Annotated in this window: 13 protein-coding genes, 1 pseudogene and 1 riboswitch; of the genes and pseudogenes, 11 read left to right on the top strand and 3 right to left on the bottom strand. The window is 73.3% G+C overall.

Going from position 1 to position 18,837, the window contains the following annotated elements:
• The 5 genes and pseudogenes from ACZ6IM_RS27860 to ACZ6IM_RS27840 all read left to right on the top strand — a co-directional run.
• Window positions 1-261: pseudogene (locus ACZ6IM_RS27860) on the top strand (flavodoxin-dependent (E)-4-hydroxy-3-methylbut-2-enyl-diphosphate synthase); the annotation flags it as partial.
• Window positions 262-286: 25 nt separating this feature from the next.
• Entirely contained in the window at window positions 287-2,251 is a 1,965-nt protein-coding gene (gene dxs, locus ACZ6IM_RS27855) for a 1-deoxy-D-xylulose-5-phosphate synthase (protein ID WP_469560027.1), read from the top strand.
• Window positions 2,252-3,637 (top strand): aspartate aminotransferase family protein, encoded by a 1,386-nt coding sequence (locus ACZ6IM_RS27850; RefSeq protein ID WP_052842013.1) that lies wholly within the window; start codon window positions 2,252-2,254, stop codon window positions 3,635-3,637.
• Window positions 3,638-3,699: 62 nt separating this feature from the next.
• Window positions 3,700-4,326, top strand: a complete 627-nt coding sequence (locus tag ACZ6IM_RS27845) for a helix-turn-helix domain-containing protein (RefSeq protein ID WP_469560024.1) — start codon at window positions 3,700-3,702, stop codon at window positions 4,324-4,326.
• Window positions 4,323-4,442 carry a DUF6126 family protein gene (locus tag ACZ6IM_RS27840; RefSeq protein WP_052842011.1) on the top strand — a complete coding sequence of 40 codons (120 nt, stop codon included), beginning with the start codon at window positions 4,323-4,325 and terminating at the stop codon, window positions 4,440-4,442. The genes ACZ6IM_RS27845 and ACZ6IM_RS27840 overlap by 4 nt, the downstream gene beginning before the upstream one ends.
• A gap of 28 nt (window positions 4,443-4,470) precedes the next feature.
• Here the strand turns inward: ACZ6IM_RS27840 and ACZ6IM_RS27835 are convergent, their stop codons facing one another.
• Window positions 4,471-5,268 carry a tyrosine-protein phosphatase gene (locus ACZ6IM_RS27835; RefSeq protein WP_052842010.1) on the bottom strand — a complete coding sequence of 266 codons (798 nt, stop codon included), beginning with the start codon at window positions 5,266-5,268 and terminating at the stop codon, window positions 4,471-4,473.
• A gap of 424 nt (window positions 5,269-5,692) precedes the next feature.
• Window positions 5,693-5,852: riboswitch (cyclic di-AMP (ydaO/yuaA leader) on the top strand.
• A gap of 2 nt (window positions 5,853-5,854) precedes the next feature.
• Between ACZ6IM_RS27835 and ACZ6IM_RS27830 the strand changes: the two genes are divergently transcribed.
• Both ACZ6IM_RS27830 and ACZ6IM_RS27825 read left to right on the top strand, forming a co-directional pair.
• The gene (locus tag ACZ6IM_RS27830) at window positions 5,855-6,802 is read left to right on the top strand and encodes a M23 family metallopeptidase (RefSeq protein ID WP_469560019.1); all 948 of its coding nucleotides are present in this window, start codon (window positions 5,855-5,857) and stop codon (window positions 6,800-6,802) included.
• A gap of 227 nt (window positions 6,803-7,029) precedes the next feature.
• A complete protein-coding gene (locus tag ACZ6IM_RS27825; RefSeq protein ID WP_052842008.1) occupies window positions 7,030-7,815 on the top strand; it encodes an SGNH/GDSL hydrolase family protein in 786 nt (261 codons plus the stop codon).
• A 71-nt stretch (window positions 7,816-7,886) separates the two neighbouring features.
• Here ACZ6IM_RS27825 and ACZ6IM_RS27820 read toward each other — a convergent pair whose 3' ends face one another.
• The gene (locus ACZ6IM_RS27820) at window positions 7,887-8,507 is read right to left on the bottom strand and encodes a TetR/AcrR family transcriptional regulator (protein WP_052842007.1); all 621 of its coding nucleotides are present in this window, start codon (window positions 8,505-8,507) and stop codon (window positions 7,887-7,889) included.
• 151 nt (window positions 8,508-8,658) lie between these two features.
• Between ACZ6IM_RS27820 and ACZ6IM_RS27815 the strand changes: the two genes are divergently transcribed.
• Window positions 8,659-9,852, top strand: coding sequence for an MBL fold metallo-hydrolase (locus tag ACZ6IM_RS27815; RefSeq protein ID WP_052842006.1), 1,194 nt, complete (start codon window positions 8,659-8,661; stop codon window positions 9,850-9,852).
• Window positions 9,853-9,935: 83 nt separating this feature from the next.
• Here ACZ6IM_RS27815 and ACZ6IM_RS27810 read toward each other — a convergent pair whose 3' ends face one another.
• A complete protein-coding gene (locus ACZ6IM_RS27810) occupies window positions 9,936-10,532 on the bottom strand; it encodes a YdeI/OmpD-associated family protein (RefSeq protein WP_469560014.1) in 597 nt (198 codons plus the stop codon).
• A 154-nt stretch (window positions 10,533-10,686) separates the two neighbouring features.
• Between ACZ6IM_RS27810 and ACZ6IM_RS27805 the strand changes: the two genes are divergently transcribed.
• The 3 genes from ACZ6IM_RS27805 to ACZ6IM_RS27795 all read left to right on the top strand — a co-directional run bounded on the left by ACZ6IM_RS27805 (window position 10,687) and on the right by ACZ6IM_RS27795 (window position 18,834).
• A complete protein-coding gene (locus tag ACZ6IM_RS27805) occupies window positions 10,687-11,124 on the top strand; it encodes a group II truncated hemoglobin (protein WP_052842005.1) in 438 nt (145 codons plus the stop codon).
• Between the two features lie 65 nt (window positions 11,125-11,189).
• Window positions 11,190-18,104 carry an amino acid adenylation domain-containing protein gene (locus ACZ6IM_RS27800; protein WP_469560010.1) on the top strand — a complete coding sequence of 2,305 codons (6,915 nt, stop codon included), beginning with the start codon at window positions 11,190-11,192 and terminating at the stop codon, window positions 18,102-18,104.
• Window positions 18,076-18,834, top strand: coding sequence for a thioesterase II family protein (locus ACZ6IM_RS27795; protein WP_469560008.1), 759 nt, complete (start codon window positions 18,076-18,078; stop codon window positions 18,832-18,834). The genes ACZ6IM_RS27800 and ACZ6IM_RS27795 overlap by 29 nt, the downstream gene beginning before the upstream one ends.
• Window positions 18,835-18,837 lie beyond the last annotated feature (3 nt).

Below are 18,837 nucleotides of genomic sequence, written 5' to 3'. Positions count from 1 at the left end.
ACGGCCGGTCTCGAAGGCATGGAGGTCCCGCTCCGCGTCGCCGTCATGGGCTGCGTGGTCAACGGCCCCGGCGAGGCCCGCGAGGCCGACCTCGGTGTGGCCTCCGGCAACGGAAAGGGGCAGATCTTCGTCAAGGGCGAGGTCATCAAGACCGTTCCCGAGTCGAAGATCGTGGAGACCCTGATCGAGGAGGCGATGAGGATCGCCGAGCAGATGGAGAAGGACGGCGCGTCGGGGGAGCCGGCCGTCACCGTGAGCTGAAACGCGGACCGAAGGGGGCCCGAGCGTGACGATTCTGGAGAACATCCGGGGACCACGCGACCTGAAGGCGCTGTCCGAGGCGGAACTCGGTGAACTGTCAGAAGAGATACGTGACTTCCTGGTGCACGCGGTCGCCCGCACCGGCGGTCACCTCGGACCCAACCTCGGCGTGGTGGAACTCACCGTCGCCCTGCACCGGGTCTTCGAGTCGCCGGACGACCGCATCCTGTGGGACACCGGCCACCAGAGCTACGTACACAAGCTGCTGACCGGCCGTCAGGACTTCTCCAAGCTGCGGAGCAAGGGCGGCCTGTCCGGCTACCCCTCGCGCGAGGAGTCCGAGCACGACGTCATCGAGAACAGCCATGCCTCCACCGTCCTCGGCTGGGCGGACGGCCTCGCCAAGGCCCGCCAGGTGCGCGGGGAGCGGAGCCACGTCGTCGCCGTGATCGGCGACGGCGCGCTCACCGGCGGCATGGCCTGGGAGGCGCTGAACAACATCGCGGCGGCCCGGGACCGGCCGCTGATCATCGTCGTCAACGACAACGAACGCTCGTACGCCCCGACCATCGGCGGCCTCGCCAACCACCTGGCCACCCTGCGCACCACCGACGGCTACGAGCGGGCCCTGGCCTGGGGCAAGGACGTGCTCCAGCGCACCCCCGTGGTCGGCAACACCGTCTACGAGGCCCTGCACGGCGCCAAGAAGGGCTTCAAGGACGCCTTCGCGCCGCAGGGCCTTTTCGAGGACCTCGGGCTGAAGTACCTCGGCCCGATCGACGGGCACGACATCGGCGCCGTGGAGTCGGCACTGCGCCGCGCCAAACGCTTCCACGGCCCGGTACTGGTGCACTGCCTCACCGAGAAGGGCCGCGGCTACGAACCCGCCCTGCGCGACGAGGAGGACCACTTCCACACCGTCGGCGTGATGGACCCGCTCACCTGCGAGCCGCTGAGCCCCTCGGGCGGGCCTTCCTGGACCTCGGTGTTCGGCGAGGAGATCGTGCGGATCGGCGAGGAACGCGAGGACGTGGTGGCGATCACCGCGGCCATGCTGCACCCGGTCGGCCTCGCGCCGTTCGCCGCGCGCTTCCCCGACCGGGTCTGGGACGTCGGCATCGCCGAGCAGCACGCCGCCGTGTCCGCCGCCGGTCTCGCGACCGGCGGACTGCACCCCGTCGTCGCCGTCTACGCCACCTTCCTCAACCGCGCCTTCGACCAGCTCCTGATGGACGTGGCGCTGCACCGCTGCGGCGTCACCTTCGTCCTGGACCGGGCGGGCGTCACCGGTGTCGACGGGGCTTCGCACAACGGCATGTGGGACATGTCCGTCCTCCAGGTCGTCCCCGGGCTGCGCATCGCCGCGCCGCGCGACGCCGGCCAGCTGCGCGCCCAGCTGCGCGAGGCGGTCGCCGTGGACGACGCGCCGACGCTGCTGCGCTTCCCGAAGGAGTCCGTCGGCCCCGCCGTACCCGCCGTGGACCGGATCGGCGGCCTGGACGTCCTGCACGCCGCGGACCGGCCCGAGGTGCTGCTCGTGTCCGTCGGCGTGATGGCGCCCGTCTGCCTCGGGGCCGCCGAGCTGCTGGAGGCCCGCGGCGTCGGCTGCACCGTGGTCGACCCCCGCTGGGTCAAGCCCGTCGACCCGGCCCTCGCGCCCCTCGCGGCCGGGCACCGGCTGGTGGCCGTGGTGGAGGACAACAGCCGTGCCGCGGGGGTCGGTTCCGCGGTGGCGCTGGCGCTCGGCGACGCCGAGGTCGACGTCCCGGTGCGCCGCTTCGGCATCCCCGAGCAGTTCCTCGGGCACGCCAAGCGCGCCGAGGTCCTCGCGGACATCGGCCTCACCCCGGTCGACGTCGCCGGCCGGATCGCCGCGAGCCTGGCCCTCGCCGGACCGGCCGGTGACCAGGCGGCGGACCGGACGGCGAAACCGGTGGTGGAACAGTCCGGCGACGGACGGATCGTCATGCCAGCGCAAGGAGAGAACTGAATGACCAAGGAGTTCGACCTCGCCGCGCTCTTGGCCGAGCGCGGGGCCGAGCGGTACGAGCTGCACGCCAAGCACCTCAACCACCAGCTGCCGCGCATGCTGCACACCATCGGCTTCGACAAGGTCTACGAGCGGGCCGAGGGCGCGCACTTCTGGGACGCGGACGGCAACGACTACCTGGACATGCTCGCCGGGTTCGCGGTCATGGGCCTGGGACGTCACCACCCCGTCGTCCGCAAGGCGCTGCACGACGTCCTCGATGCCTCGCTCGCCGACCTGACCCGCTTCGACTGCCCGCCGCTGCCCGGGCTGCTGGCCGAGAAGCTGCTCTCCTACAGCCCGCACCTGGACCGCGTCTTCTTCGGCAACAGCGGCACCGAGGCCGTCGAGACCGCCCTGAAGTTCGCCCGCTACGCGACCGGCAGACAGCGGATCCTGTACTGCACGCACGCCTTCCACGGACTGACCACCGGCTCGCTGTCCGTCAACGGCGAGGACGGCTTCCGCAAGGGGTTCGCACCCCTGCTGCCCGACACCGCCGTCCCGCTCGGCGACCTGGAGGCCCTGGCCCGCGAGCTGAAGAGGGGCGACGTCGCCGCCCTGATCGTGGAGCCGGTCCAGGGCAAGGGCGTGCACGAGGCCCCGCCCGGCTACCTCCTCGCCGCGCAGGAGCTGCTGCACCGGCACAAGGCGCTGCTGATCGCCGACGAGGTGCAGACGGGCCTCGGCCGGACCGGCAAGTTCTACGCCTACCAGCACGAGGACGGCGTGGAACCCGACCTGGTCTGCGTCGCCAAGGCGCTGTCCGGCGGGTACGTGCCGGTGGGAGCCACCCTGGGCAAGGACTGGATCTTCCAGAAGGTGTACTCCTCGATGGACCGCGTGCAGGTCCACTCGGCGAGCTTCGGGTCCAACGCGCAGGCCATGGCCGCCGGGCTCGCGGTGCTGTCGGTGATGGAGAACGAGGAGATCGTGGCGAACGCCGCCGCGGTGGGGGAGCGGCTGAAGTCCCGGCTGGCGGCGCTGGTGGACCGCTACGAACTGCTCGCCGACGTCCGGGGCCGCGGGCTGATGATCGGCATCGAGTTCGGCCGGCCAAGGTCCCTGAAGCTGCGCAGCCGCTGGACGATGCTGCAGGCCGCGCGCAAGGGGCTGTTCGCGCAGATGGTGGTCGTGCCGCTGCTGCAGCGGCACCGGATCCTGACCCAGGTGTCCGGCGACCACCTGGAGGTGATCAAGCTGATCCCGCCGCTGATCATCGACACCGCCGACGCCGACCGGTTCATCGACGCCTTCACCGAGGTGATGGAGGACGCGCACAACGGCGGCGGCCTGATGTGGGACTTCGGCAAGACCCTGGTCAAGCAGGCGGTGGCCAACCGCTGAGGATCTTTTGCCTCAGAGGCAAGTAATTTGCCTCAAGGGCAAAGCTCGGGCTGAATGGAGGCATGAGCTCCTCCGAGACCGGCCCCGCCGAGGGGCCGGTCGCCACCGTCGCACCCCAGCTGCGCGAGCTGCGGCGGCGGGCCGCCCTCACCCTGGAGGCCGCGGCCCGCGCCGCGGGACTGTCGCCCGCCCACCTGTCCCGCCTGGAGACCGGTCAGCGCCAGCCTTCACTCCCGATGCTGCTCTCCCTCGCCCGTGTCTACGGTACGACCGTCGCCGAGCTGCTGGGCGAGACCGCCGCCGACCGGGACGCCGTCGTGCGCGCCGCCGACATGGAACCCACGAGCGCGGGCGGCTGGACGTACTACCGGGCCGGAGCGCCGGGCCGCGCCATGCACGCCCTGCGCGTCCAGGTGCCGTACGGCTCCCAGGGCGACGTCGTGCGCGTGCACCCGGGCGAGGAGTGGCTCCACGTCCTGCGGGGCCGGTTGCGGCTGCGCCTCGGGGACACCGAGCACCGGCTCACCGCGGGGGACAGTGCCCACTTCGACTCGATGACCCCGCACCGGATCGCCGCGCAGGACCCCGACGGGGTCGAGCTGCTCTTCGTCCACACCCTGCTGCGGAGCCCGACAGCCGCGCTGTGCCTCGGCCCGGCGCCCGGCCCGAACCCTGGAGAGATGCCATGAGCACCATGGAGGACAAGTTCCCGCGCGCCCTGTGGGTGCGACTGCTCGTCTACATCGCCCTGGGGCACGTCTTCGGCGGCTTCCTCTACCTGCTGTTCGAGGTGGGCGCCAAGTAGCGCCGTCCGCGAGCGGGCGCCCCCGGGCTCAGTCCAGCATCCGCTCGCGCAGCCGCTCCCGCGTCCGCGGAGTGAGCCGCAGCCCCTTCTCCAGGTACGCGTCGACGCCGCCCCACGTCTCCTCGATGGTCTCGAAGGCCGCCGCCAGGTACTCGGCGCGCGCGTCGAACAGGGGGCTGAGCAGCTCCATGACCTCGGGGGAGTAGGCCGAGGCCGCGGTGGAGCTGCGGCGCACCTTGTAGCGGCGGTGCGCGGCGTTCGACTTCAGGTAGTCCTCGACGACGGCCTCGCGCTCCACGCCCAGGGCGAGCAGGGTGACGGCGACGGACAGCCCCGCACGGTCCTTTCCGGCCGCGCAGTGCATCAGTGCCGGGACGCTGTCCTCGGCGAGCGCGTGCAGGATCCGGGAGTGCTCCGCCGTGCGCTCCGTGACGATCGAGCGGTAGGAGCCGATCATCCGGTCGGCGCCCTTGCCGTCGGCGAGGATCTCGCGCAGCTGGTCGAGGTCTCCGTCGCGGACCATCTTCCAGAACTCGGCGCCGTCGGCCGGATCGCTCAGCGGCAGGTTCACATTGCGCACGCCCGGCAGCTCGACGTCCGGGCCCTCGAGCTTCTGGTCGGCCGCGTTGCGGAAGTCGAAGATCGTGTGCAGGCCCAGCGAGGCCAGGAACGCGGCGTCCTCCCCGGTGGCGTGCGCCAGGTGGCCGCTGCGGAACAGCACCCCCTGCCGCACCCGCCGCCCGTCCACGGTCGGCAGTCCGCCCACGTCCCGGAAGTTGCGCACACCGGTCAGCTCGGGTTCGGTCGACGGGACCTGCTGCGTCACGGGGGCTCCTCCCACTCCGCCCCGCCGCCGCTGCTCGCCGGCGGGCACCACTCGACGATACGGCATCCCCTGTGCGCGAAATCGTACTCCGAAGAGTATTGCAGGCTGATAAGGGTCTTCTGTCCGAATTGGCGCCTTGATGACAACTGGACCTGAAATGGCGGAGGGTGAATGCGTGGTGCGTGAGCAGCGTCATATCCGTGACCGTGCGTGGCCCGTCATGTTCACGTAATTCGATTGGTTTTCCGGGGTGTTCGGGAAAAGCGCCGGGATGGAAATCGACACAGGGTTACCGGTTATTCCCGTAAAGGATCAATCGGAACACCGGTCGCGGGAACCCCTCGCTTGTCCGTGTGCGTCCCGGTCCCTTACGTTCACCACCGATCCGGACGGACGCCTAATCCTGCCGCCGACCGGAGCCCGCACTCATCGACCACCCGTACACGGCAGGAGCGGGGGACCCACAGGTAGAACTGCCTGTTCCGGTTCCCGGAACGGCTTGGGGTAAAGCCGCGTTCCGACGCGGCCGGGCATCTCCAGCCCGCACCCGACAGCTCACCTCGCAGGCGCCGGAGAGGAATTCGCCATGCCCGCGAAGGGTAAGCACCGCCGTACCAGGGCCATGCGCCTGACCCGCACCATCGCCGTCGCCGGAACCGGTGGCGCCGCGCTCGCGCTCCCGCTGATGGGTGCCGCCGTCGCCAACGCCGCCCCCGCGCACTCCGTTTCCGAGCAGGCCGTGCAGTCCGTTCCCACGTCGGCCAAGAAGGCCGCCGCGAGCGGCGCCGAGAAGAACTCGGATTCCCGGACGTACACCGTGAAGAGCGGTGACTACCTTTCGAAGATCGCCGACGAGCAGCACGTCGACGGTGGCTGGAAGAAGCTCTACGCGGACAACCGCGAGGCCGTCGGTTCCGACCCGTCGCTGATCCACCCCGGTCTGAAGCTCTCGATCGGCGGCCAGGCCGCCAAGTCGTCGGCGCCGTCCTCCGCGCAGTCGCACAAGCCCGCGCAGAAGTCCGCCGAGAAGCCCGCCGCCGAGAAGCCGGCCCAGAAGTCGACGGTCGCCGAGAAGGCCTCCTCCTCGGACTCCTCGAACACCGGCACCCAGTCCGCGGGCACCACCAGCGGCTACACCTCCCCCGTCCAGGGCGGCACCGTCGGTACCCCGTACCACCAGTCCGGCAGCATGTGGTCCAGCGGCTACCACACCGGCACCGACTTCGTCGTCCCGACCGGCACCTCGCTGAAGGCCGTCGGCGCGGGCACCGTCGTCTCCGCCGGCTGGGGCGGCGCGTACGGCAACCAGGTCGTCATCCAGCTCGCCGACGGCCACTACGCCCAGTACGCCCACCTCTCCTCGCTCTCCGTCTCCGCCGGTCAGTCGGTGACGGCGGGCCAGCAGGTCGGCCTCTCGGGTGCCACCGGCAACGTGACCGGCCCGCACCTGCACTTCGAGATCCGCACCACGCCGGACTACGGCTCGGACATCGACCCGATCGCGTTCCTGCGCTCGCACGGCGTCTCCGTCTGACGACCGGTTCCGCGCGGCCGCCGCGCCCCGAAGGCCGGACCCCGATCCCCGGGTCCGGCCTTCGGTGTATCCGGCCCCCGATACTCGGATGTATTCCGGAATTGACGAACACTTTAGGCGTGGCCTTTCTCACCGACCGTCAACCCCTTCCTACGGTCGCGTAGGTCACATTCCAGGGTGAATCATGGGCCGATGTGGCAGACGATTCGAAGAGTGACAGCAGAGCAGTGATCGGGTCGTACGTGGCGGTGGGGGACAGCTTCACCGAGGGCGTGGGTGATCCCGGCCCCGACGGGGCGTTCGTCGGCTGGGCCGACCGACTCGCCGTACTGCTCGCGGACCGGCGCCCCGAGGGCGACTTCACGTACACGAACCTCGCCGTGCGCGGCAGGCTCCTCGACCAGATCGTGGCGGAACAGGTCCCGCGGGTCGTCGCACTCGCGCCGGACCTGGTCTCGTTCGCGGCCGGCGGCAACGACATCATCCGGCCCGGCACCGATCCCGACGAGGTCGCCGAGCGGTTCGAACTGGCGGTGGCCGCGCTGACCGCCGCGGCCGGCACCGTGCTGGTGACCACCGGGTTCGACACCCGCGGGGTGCCCGTCCTCAAGCACCTGCGGGGCAAGATCGCCACGTACAACGGGCACGTCCGCGCCATCGCCGACCGCTACGGCTGCCCGGTGCTCGACCTGTGGTCGCTCCGCAGCGTCCAGGACCGCAGGGCGTGGGACGCCGACCGGCTGCATCTGTCGCCGGAGGGCCACACCCGCGTGGCACTGCGCGCGGGGCAGGCCCTCGGCCTGCGCGTCCCGGCCGACCCGGACCAGCCGTGGCCGCCGCTGCCGCCCCGCGGCACGCTCGACGTCCGGCGCGACGACGTGCACTGGGCGCGCGAGTACCTGGTGCCGTGGATCGGGCGCCGGCTGCGCGGCGAGTCGTCGGGCGACCACGTGACCGCCAAGGGGACCCTGTCGCCGGACGACATCAAGACGCGGATCGCCGCGGTGGCCTGACGGCGTCGCCGGACGGGCGGGACGGAGCGAGGTGCGTGACACGACTCGCCGGGGCGGCGTGCCGGCGGTTCCTAGCGGCGGGCGGGGGTCAAGGCCGCCCGGTCCAGGCCCAGTTCCCGGGCCAGGGCCTCGTCCACCCACTCCTGCGCCCGGGCCCGTGACACGGTGCCCGTGTACGAGGTGAGCTGCACCGCCAGCCCGTCCAGCAGCGCCGTCAGCCGCAGGGCCGCGGCGTCCGGCTCGGGGCAGGAGAACTCACCGGCGGCCACGCCCTCGGCGATGACCCCGGCGATCGCCGCCTTCCACTGGCGGTCCAGCTCGCGGGTGACCTCCCGCAGCGCGGGCTCGCGCGGCGCCGCCGCCCAGCCCTCGATCCACAGCCGCCAGCCCTTGGCCGGACCGGTCGGCGCATACCACCGCACGGCCGCCCGCAGACGGCGCAGCGCCGACGTGCGACGGGCCAGCAGCCCCCGCAGATGGGCGAGATCGTCCTCGGCGGCGCGGGTGAACGCGGCGGCGACCAGCCGCTCCTTCGTGGCGAAGTGGTAGAGCACCAGGGCGTTGCTGACGCCGAGCGCCGCGGCCACGTCGGCGATCCGCAACGCCGCCACGCCCCGCGCCGATATCTGCTCGATGGCGGCGCCCAGCAACTCCTCGCGCCGCTCCGCCACGCTCAACCGGACTCTCCCCACGCACGTCACCCTATACAGGCGCCCGGACGTGCGGTGACGCCCTTCCCGGCCGCCGTGTGCCGGGGGAACACGGATGTGCCGTCCGTCGTTCGAGGTGACGTAGGACGAGAAGACCACAATGAGAGCCTGAACCACTCCACCTGGAGGTACCGTGGCCGCTTTCCGTTCCCCGAGTCCCGGGCTCAGCGTGCCGCGGCCCGCGGCCTTCGGCGTGGACCCGAGCGGTGAGCGCATGGCGCGCATCCGCAGATCGCCGCACTTCCGCGACGGCGTCTTCCAGAACCCCGGGGGCACCGCCCGGACCCGGCCCTCCGGATCGGCCGCCGAATTCGCCAAGATCTACTTCAACAAGGAGGCACGGCTGCGCCGGTCCCCGCAGGGACCGGTCCCGGTGCACGCCACCACCCTGGCCGACCTCGCCCGGCCGCCCGCCACCGGACTCCGGCTGACCTGGATGGGCCACTCCAGCGTGCTCGCCGAGATCGACGGCCAACGCGTGCTCTTCGACCCGGTGTGGGGCGAGCGCTGCTCCCCGTTCCCCTTCGCCGGCCCCAAGCGCCTGCACCCGGCGCCGCTGCCGCTCGCCGCCCTCGGCCCGGTCGACGTCGTGGTCATCTCCCACGACCACTACGACCACCTGGACATGCCGACGATCAAGGCGCTGGCCGGCACGGACACCGTCTTCGCCGTACCGCTCGGGGTCGGCGGCCACCTCGAACACTGGGGAGTCTCCCCCGACCGGCTGCGCGAGCTGGACTGGCACGAGTCGACGCGCGTCGGCGGCCTCACCCTCACCGCCACCCCGGCCCGGCACTTCTGCGGACGCGGGCTGCGCAACACCCAGCACACCCTCTGGGCGTCCTGGGTCGTCGCCGGTGACGAGCACCGCGTGTACCACAGCGGTGACACCGGTTACTTCGACGGTTTCCGCGACATCGGCGCCGCGCACGGCCCGTTCGACGCCACGATGATCCAGCTCGGGGCGTACGCGGAGTTCTGGCCGGACATCCACATGACCCCCGAGGAGGGCGTCCGCGCCCACCTGGACCTCCAGGGCGGCCGGCCGCACGGCGCGCTGCTGCCGATCCACTGGGGCACCTTCAACCTGGCGCCGCACGCGTGGGCGGAGCCGGGGGAGTGGACGCGGGACGCGGCCGAGGAGGCGGGGCAGGCGGTGGCGTTCCCGCGGCCGGGGGAGCCGTTCGAGCCGGCGGGGGAGCTGCCGGTCGAGGCGTGGTGGCGCGGGGTGTCGGCGCCGATCGCCCACCCGTGGCGCCGCCCGCGGGCCGCCGGGGCGGTGGCCGGGACCAGCAAGGGGGATCTCGACCTCGCGGGTGAGCGGTGACACCGCTCACGGACGCGGGGGACGAGGCTGCCTGAGGGGGCGGGCCGGGCGGCACCCGTCTGCCGCCCGGTTGCCCCGGGGCCTCAGTACAGCTTCTTCCCCTCCGCCAGCATGGCGACGAACTTCTCGATGCGGGCCGCCCTCGTCTCCGCCTTCTTGGCGTCCTCGACCCGGTGCAGGATCGCGAACCGGTTGCGGCTGTCCAGGGTGGCGAAGAAGTCGCGCGCCGCTGGCGCCGCGTCCAGGGCGGCCTGGAGGTCGTCGGGCACCGTCGCCTTGCTCTGCGACGCGTACGCCGCCTCCCAGCGGCCGTCCTTCTTGGCCCGGTCCACCTCGCGCTGCCCTGCGGGCCGCATCCGGCCGGCCTTGATCAGCTCGGTGGCCTTCTCCCGGTTCACCTTCGACCACTTGCTGGCGGACCGGCGAGGGGTGAAGCGCTGCAGCCAGTACTGCTCGTCCTGCTTCTTCTTCTGCCCGTCGATCCAGCCGTAGCACAGGGCGGACTCCAGCGCGTGGGCGTAGTCGACGCCGTCGACCCCGGAGCCGTTCTTCGGGATCCGGAACCACACCCCCGTGGTGTCCTCGTGGTGCTCCTCCAGCCACTTCTCCCACTCCTCCTGCGTGGCGAAGGACAGGACCGGATCAGGCGACTTCCGCGCTCCCTCAGACATGGACGCCATGAAATCCCACCCCCGGGGGCGGGTCAACAACCCCACCGGAACACCCGGCCACGGCCGATCCTCCCGCCGGGCCGTGCACAAAGTTGAGCAGCCGACCCGGAGCGCCCCGGCGTACCGTCCCCGCTGGTCGAGCGACACACCGAAAGGCGGACGCATGACGACGATGTACGAGCACGTCGGCGGGGAAGCGGCGCTGCGGCGGCTGGCGGAGCACTTCCACCACCTGGTGCTGGAGGACCCGCTGCTGGGCGACCTGTTCCGTGCCGGATCGCCGTACCACGCCGACCATCTCACCGCGTTCCTCGCCGAGATGCTCGGCGGCCCCGCCCGCTACACCGACGAACTCGGCGGCTTCATCGCGCTGTTGCGGGCCCACGCCGGCATGCGGATCACCCCCGAGCAGAGCGACCGGTTCGTCGCCCTGCTGCTCAGGGCCGCCGACGACGTCGGGCTGCCCGACGACGACCGCTTCCGCAAGGCGTTCACCGGCAACCTCGAGAAGGCCGCCGGCTTCACCACCAAGGCCTCGCAGGAGGACGACCACCCCATGCTCCAGCCGCCGTACCCGGTGCTGGGCCGCTGGCAGTGGTGAAGCGGCACCGCTGAGACCGACCGACGAGACGAGGGGGAACGTTGAAGTCCGCGGAGCCCGTCCCCGTGTCATCCGCCGAGGTGACCGCCGGCACCACCTGTGAGCGACTGCTCCGCATCCTGGAGCCCCTGGTCACGCGGACCGGGCCGCTCGACCCCGACACCGACCTGGCCGACGCCGGACTCACCTCGCTCGCCGCGGTCCGCCTGATGCTGGAGATCGAGACCGAGTTCGGCACCGAAGTGCCGCTCTCCCTCCTCCTGGAGTGCCGCACCCCGCGCGACCTCGCCCACCGGATCGACCGCGCCGAGCACGCCGACGCCGAGGACCGCTGGGACGGCGACGGCGCCACCGGTCGCGTGGACGTGGTGGCCGAGCCCGCGTCCCGCCACGAACCCGTCCCGGCGACCCCCATGCAGGAGGCGTACGTCGTCGGCAAGTATCCGGAACTCGACCCGGACGCCTTCGGCTGTCACCACTACCACGAGTTCGCCCTCGACGGGCTGGACACCGACCGGCTGGCCCGGGCCTGGCGGCGGCTCGTGGAACACTTCGACGCCCTCCGGCTCACCGGCGTCGGCCGCAACCAGCACGTCCGGGAGAGCGCCCGGGTGCCCGAACCCGTCGTCCACGAGACGGCGGACGCCGACGCCCTGGAGGCCGAGGCGAGCGCCGTACGCCGCAGGCTGTCCCACCACCGCTACCCGCCGGGCCACTGGCCGCCGTTCCAGGTCGAGATCTGCCGGGAGCCCGCCGGACGCGCCGTGATCCATCTCAGCCTCGACGGCACGGTCACCGACGCGCACGGCACCGACCTGCTGCTGCACCACTGGTGGCACGCCTACACGTCCGAGGAACACCCCCTGCCCGAGGCGCCGTTCAGCCTCCGCGACACCCTGGACGCGCTCGCCCGCCACCGGGGCTCCGCCGCCCACCGCGCCGCCCTGACCCGGGCCGCCGAACGGCACAAGGGCCTGCCCGGCGGTCCGTCCGTACTGCTCGCCGAACCCCCCGAGCCGCCGCCCGGCCTCAACGGCCACCCGCGCACCCCACGCCGCGGGCGACTGACCCCGGCCCAGTGGGCGGGCCTGCGCGCGCGGGCCGCCGGGCTGCGTGTCTCACCCACCTCGCTGGTGCTGACCGCCTTCGCCGAAGCCCTGACACCGGCCGGTTCGGACGAACCGTTCACCCTCGTCCTGACCACCACCGACCGGCCCCGGCTGCCGTCCGCCGCCGAGCAGCTCGTCGGCCCCTACACCTCCGGCTGCCTGCTCGTCGTCGACGGCCGGCCACCCGACCCGGACGAGGCCGCGCGCGCCCTCCACCAACGGGTGTGGGAGGCGCTGTCCCACGCGAACGTCGGCAGCGTCGAGGTGCTGCGCGAACTGCGCGCCCAGGGCACCCGGGCACCGGCACTGCCGGTGGTCTTCACCAGCCTGCTCGACCTGGGCCTCGACGGTGCCCGGCGGGGCAGCATGAGCGACCACGAGCGGTACGCCGTGGGCCAGACCTCCGGCATCGCCCTCGACCACCAGATGCGGGAGCGCGACGACGGCCTGGACTTCCGCTGGGACACCGCCGACGGCCTCTTCCCGCCGGGCGCGCCCGACGCCCTGTTCGGCCGCTTCTGCCGGCTGCTGCAAGGCCTGTGCGAACCGGCGCCCGACACCCCGCTGCCCGCCCGGGAACTCCAGCAGGCGTACCTGGTGGCGCGGCTCGACGGCCACACCGGCCGCGGCTGCCAGTACCACCAGAGCTTCCACGTCGACGACCTGGACCTCGCACGGCTGCGCGGCGCCTGGCAGGAACTCGTCACCGCACACGAGGCACTGCGCCTGCGCACCGGCGCCGACGGCACGCTCGGCGTGCTCTCCACGGCTCCGGCCGACGCGTGGATCCCGGTCCTGGACGTCCCCGAAGGCGCGGACGCCGACGCCGTCGACCGTGCCGTACGCGCCGACATGACCCACCGGCCGTTCGGGCTCGGCCGGGGAGCCCACACCGACCTCAGGGTCGTCCGTGCGCCCGGACGACCCGCCACCGTGCATCTGTCGGCCGACCTGCTCGTCGGGGACGCCCGCAGCATCGTGCTGCTCGCCCGCGACCTGCTGCGCCGGTACGCCGACCCCCTCGGTGCCCCGCCCGTCCCGACCAGGCTGCCCCGCGCGTCCCGGCCGGTGACCGAGGAGGCCCGCGCCCACTGGCGGGACCGGCTCGCCGGCCTGCCGGCCGGGCCGGAGCCGCGGGACACGCGGACCCCCTCGCGCCCCCGGCGACGCGAGCGCCTGCTCACCCACCGCACGGCCCTCGTGGCATGGGCGGACCGGCACTCGGTGAGCCTCGACGCCACGCTGCTGGCCGCCTACTGCACCGCACTCGCGGCCCTCCAGGACAAGCCGTTCGCGCTGCCCGTGGTCTGCTTCACCGGCTCCGACGCGCAGCGCCCCGCCGAGTTCACCGAACTGACCTGGGTCCGCTCCCCGGAGCCCGGCACCGACCCGGCGACCCTCGCCCGCGCCTACTGCCGGCAGCTGGCCCAGGACCTGGAACGGGGCGGCGGCGCCGGTCTCGCCGAGATGCGCTCCCTCGTCGTACGGCGCCGCAGGGACGCGGACTTCGCGCATCCCGTGGTCTTCACGACCGTCCTCGACGTCTCGGACCGCCCCCTGCCGGCCGGCGTGCGCCCCGGTCCCGCGGGCACGGCCACCACCGACGTCGCCCTCGACTGCGTGACGGTCGACGACGGAACGGCGCTGCACCTGGCGTGGGACGCGCTGGACGAGCGGTTCGAGGACGGCGTGCTGGACGAGGCGTTCGAGCGGTACGCCGACCTGCTCACCGCGCTGGCGACGGAGACCGGCGCTACCCCGGCCGACGCCGAGCGCCACCGCCTCCTGTACGGCTTCAACGACACCGCCCGCCCCTACCCGGCCGACGGCCCGGTCCACCTGCTCTTCGAACAGCAGGCCCGCAGCCGCCCCGACGCGGTCGCGCTGCGCTGGCGCGAGGGCACCATGACGTACGGCGAACTGAACCGCCGGGCCAACCTCCTCGCGCACCGGCTGCGGCGAGCGGGCGTCGGGGACGGCACCTCCGTGGGCATCTGTGTGCGGCGCGGCCCGGCGATGGCCGTGTCCGTGTTCGCCGTCCTGAAGGCGGGCGGCGCCTACGTCCCCGTGGACCCCTCACTGCCCCGCGACCGGGCGCACGGCATGCTCCAGGACACCGGCACCCGGCACCTGCTGGTCACGGCGGGCGGCCCCGGCTGGCAGGTGCCGGACGGCACGGACGTCCTCGACCTGGACGCGCCCGGGGCCACCGGGGCGGACCTGCCCGACCCGGGCGACCCCGCGCCCGTCACCGGCCCGGACTCGGTCGCCTACCGGCTGTTCACCTCCGGCAGCACCGGGCGCCCGAAGTGCGTGGTGGTGGCGCACCGCTCCCTGCACAACCTCCTCGACTGGTGCCGGCGCACCTTCGACTTCGGTCCGGGCGACACCGGGCTGTGTGTCACCTCCCTCGGCTTCGACCTGTCCGTCTTCGACATCCTCGGACTCCTCGCGTACGGCGGCGGCCTCTACATTGCCGACGAGGCCGAGCAGCGCGACCCCGAACTGCTCGTCGACGCCCTGCTGCGCGAGCCGGTCACCTTCTGGAACTCCGCGCCCACCACCCTGGCCCGGCTCGCCCCGCACCTGGCCGAACACCGCGGACGCCCCGGCACCGCCGACCTCCGCCTGGTCTTCCTCAGCGGCGACTGGATCCCGCTGTCCCTCCCCGACGACGTGCGCGAGGTGTTCACCGGGGCCCGGGTGATCGGTCTCGGCGGCGCCACCGAGGCCACCGTCTGGTCCAACTGGTACCCCGTCGCGGACGTCGACCCCGAGTGGCGCAGCATCCCGTACGGCAGGCCCATCGACAACGCCCGCTACTACGTACTCGACGGGCACATGGAGCCCTGCCCCGTCGGCGAGGAGGGTGACCTCTACATCGCGGGCGACTGCCTCAGCCTCGGCTACCACGGACAGCCCGAACTGACCCGGGAGCGGTTCGTCCCCGAGCCCTTCGGGAAGGATCCGGACTCCCGCATGTACGCCACCGGGGACCGGGCGGCCTACCGCGACGACGGCGTCCTGGTGTTCCTGGGACGACGCGACCACCAGGTGAAGATCCGCGGCTTCCGGGTCGAACTCGGCGAGATCGAGCACCGGTTGTGCGCCCACCCCGCCGTGCACGACGCGGTGGTGGTGGCCCGGCCCGACGGCAGCGGGGACCGGCGCGTGGTCGCGTACCTGATCGCCGAACCGGGCACCGCCCGGCCCTCCGTGTCCGAGCTGCGCGCTCACGCGGCCCGGACCCTGCCCGACTACATGGTCCCGAACTTCGTGGCGTTCCTGCCGTCCTTCCCCGCGACGGACAACGGCAAGCTGGACCGGGACGCCCTGCCGTGGCCGCTGCCCGACGGGCCGTCCGAGTCCGACGGGCCGTCCGTGTCCGGCGAGCCGGAGCCACCGGCTCCCGCACGGCGCCCCGCCACCGGAACCGGCACCCCGTTCCCGTCCGCCGGTGAACTGGCCGAGGAGATCGGCGCGTTGCTGGCCGACCTGATCGGCGTGCCCGAACTGGACGCCACGCTGGACCTGTGGGACCAGGGCGCCACCTCCTTCACCCTGGCCCAGCTGTCCTCGGCCCTGCGGTCCCGGTACGGCCGCCGTGTGCCCGTATCGGCCCTGCTGGCGGAGCCGACGGTCGCCGGGATGGCCCGCCACCTCGCGGGTGGCGATCCGGCGACGGCGCCCGCGGAGTCCGCGGAGTCCGCGGAGCCCGCGCGGGAGGAGCGGTCCGCGCAGGACCGTCCCCCGGCGCCGGACTCCGTGGAGTTCTTCTCGGCCGAGGACCGCGACCGCTTCAAGTCGGGCGCCTGGCACCTGCGGCAGCGCTCCGACGACGAACCCCTCCTCGTGCTCGACGGCCCGCTCCCGCCCGCCGACCGGTACCGCGAACGCGCCACCCACCGGGACTTCGCCGACGGCCCGCTGGCACACGACGCCTTCCTCCGCTTCCTGGCCGCCCTGCGCTCGCGGCCCGCCGGTGACGGCCCACGCCGCCTGTACGCCTCCGCGGGCGACACCTACGCCGTGCAGACCTATCTGCACGTCAAGCCGGGCGCCGTCGAGGGCGTCCCGGGCGGCGTCTACTACCACCGCCCCGACGACCACGTCCTGCAACGCGTCGGCACCGGCCCCGGCATCGACCGCACCGTCCACTTCGCCTACAACCGGCCCGTCTTCGACCGCGCGGCGTTCGAGGTGTACCTGGTCTCCGAACCGCGCGGCATCGAGCCGCTGTACGGCGAGGAGTCGCAGCTCTACCTGGCCGTCGAGGCCGGGTACATGGGGCAGTTGCTGATGAGCGGGCAGCGGGAGAGCGGCGTCGGCCTGTGCGCCGTCGGAAGCCTCGCCTTCGACCGCGTCCGTGACACCCTGCGGCTCCATCCCGGCCAGCGGCTGCTGCACGCCTTCCTCGCCGGACCGCTGCCCCGCGAGTCCAGTAAGGATGTCCGGCCGGTCCGCGAGCTGCGGGCGGCCGACGCGGGACCGGCCGCGCCGCCGGCCCCGGCGGACATGGCCGTGATCGGCACCGCCGGGCGCTACCCCGGAGCGGACGGCCTGGAGCAGTTCTGGGACAACCTGCGCTCCGGACGCCGCTGCCTCGGCCCGCTGCCCGCCGAACGGCTGGCCGCCTTCGCCGCCGCCACCGGCACCGCGCCGGACCCGGCCGCGACCTGGCCGCACGGCGGCTACCTGCGCGGCGACGACGGATTCGACGGCCGGCTGTTCCGTGTCTCACCCCAGGAGGCCGAGGGGCTGGACCCCCAACTGCGGCTGCTGCTACCCGTGGTGTGGCAGTGCCTGGAGGACGCCGGCCACACACCCGGCAGTCTCAGCCGCGACGGTGAGCGGGTCGGGGTGTTCACGGCGACGATGTGGCACGACCACCGGCAGACGGGCGAGACCCGGTGGCGGGAGGGCGCACCGGCCCGCCAGGCGGCCGCCGCCTCGGACCTCCCGGCGCGGATCGCGCACTGCCTCGGGTTCGAGGGCCCCGCCGTAGCGGTGGACACCGCCTGCTCCTCCTCGCTGACCGCGCTGCACCTGGCCGTGACCAGCCTGCGCCAGGGGGAGTGCGACGCGGCGCTGGTGACGGGCGTCAACGTCGTCGCCCACCCCTACCACCTGGCGCTGCTGCGCGACCTCGGCCTTGCGGCGGCCCGGCCGTCCGCCGGTGCCTTCGGAGCCGAGGACACCGGCTGGTCGCCCGGCGAGGGCGCGGGCGCCCTGCTGCTGCGTCCGCTGCGGGACGCCGTGGAGCGCCGGGACGTCCTGCACGCGGTCGTCGAGGCGACCGGCACCGGTGCGGCCGGACGGCCGGGCCCCTTCGGGATGCCCGCCGCCGAACCGCTCGCCCGCTCCCTCGCCCGCATGCTGCGCCGGCACGGCCTCGACGGCGCCGACATCGGGTACGCCGAGTGCGCCGCCTCCGGCGCCCTGCTGGCCGACGCGGCCGAATTGGATGCCCTGCTCAGCGCGTTGCGCCCGCCCGGCACGGACGGGAACCTGCTCGTCGGCACCGTGAAGCCGTCCATCGGACACCTGGAGGCGGCCTCCGGGCTGTCCCAGCTGACCAAGGTCCTCCTGCAACTGCGTGAGCGCACCCTCGCCCCGACCGTCCCGGCGCCCCGGCGCACCGAACTGCCCGACTGGGCCCGGCTCACCGTCGCCGACACCGCCCGGCCCTGGACGCCGGTCGCGCCGGGCGCGCCGCTGCGCGCGCTCGTCAACGCCGTCTCGGCGACCGGCGCGTACGGCCACGCCGTGCTCAGGTCCGCCGACGGCACCCACCGAGGACCGGGCGCGCCCGCCCCGGACCCGGCCGAACGAAAGGACAGCGGTGACCGGTACCTGGCTGAAGAACGGTAGCGCCGGAACGGACGCGCCGCTGCGCCTGTTCTGCTTCGCCCACGCCGGCGGGGGCGGCGGCTTCTTCCAGCCGTGGCGGGAGAAGCTGCTGCCGGAGATCGAGGTGTGCCCGGTGATCCTGCCCGGCCGCGAGACCCGCGTCGCCGAGCCCGCCTTCCGCAGCATGGAGGATCTCATCGGGCCGCTCTGCACCGGCCTCGCTCCCCACCTGGACCGGCCGTACGCGCTGTTCGGCCACAGCACCGGCGCGGCCATCGCCTACGAGGTCGCCCGCCGCTTCCAGGACGACCCGGTGCGTGCCCCGCGCCGGCTGCTGGTCTCGGGGCGGCGCGCCCCGCACCTGGCGGCACGCCGGCCGCCGTACGCGGGGCTCGCCGACGACGACTTCCTGCGGGTCGTCGCCGAGCTGGGGGGCACTCCGCGGGAGGTGATGCGCCAGCGCGACCTGATGCGGATGTTCCTGCCCGCGCTGCGCGCCGACTTCCACCTCAACGAGAGCTACCGGCCACTGCCCGGTCCCCGGCTGACCTGCCCGCTGTCCGGGTTCACCGGCGACCACGACCCGGAGGTCACGCCGCTGGAACTGCGCCTGTGGGAGACCACCAGCGACGGTCCGTTCCGCCTGCGCGTGTACGAGGGCGACCACTTCTACCTGGCCGGGCTGCCCGAGCCGCTCCACTCCGACCTGCGCCGGGACCTGAGCGAGACCGTGGGGCAGTCGGTGCCCTGACCC

The sequence above is a fragment of the Streptomyces sp. NPDC042336 genome, from assembly GCF_055581985.1.
Note: the sequence above shows the minus strand (reverse complement) of the source record. Positions and strands in the feature narration are given on the sequence as shown.

Coding starts and splice junctions, on each gene's coding strand:
- ACZ6IM_RS27850 (WP_052842013.1), top strand. CDS start 2,252: ATGACCAAGGAGTTCGACCTCGCCGCGCTCTTGGCCGAGCGCGGGGCC.
- ACZ6IM_RS27845 (WP_469560024.1), top strand. CDS start 3,700: ATGAGCTCCTCCGAGACCGGCCCCGCCGAGGGGCCGGTCGCCACCGTC.
- ACZ6IM_RS27840 (WP_052842011.1), top strand. CDS start 4,323: ATGAGCACCATGGAGGACAAGTTCCCGCGCGCCCTGTGGGTGCGACTG.
- ACZ6IM_RS27830 (WP_469560019.1), top strand. CDS start 5,855: ATGCCCGCGAAGGGTAAGCACCGCCGTACCAGGGCCATGCGCCTGACC.
- ACZ6IM_RS27810 (WP_469560014.1), bottom strand. CDS start 10,532: ATGGCGTCCATGTCTGAGGGAGCGCGGAAGTCGCCTGATCCGGTCCTG.
- ACZ6IM_RS27805 (WP_052842005.1), top strand. CDS start 10,687: ATGACGACGATGTACGAGCACGTCGGCGGGGAAGCGGCGCTGCGGCGG.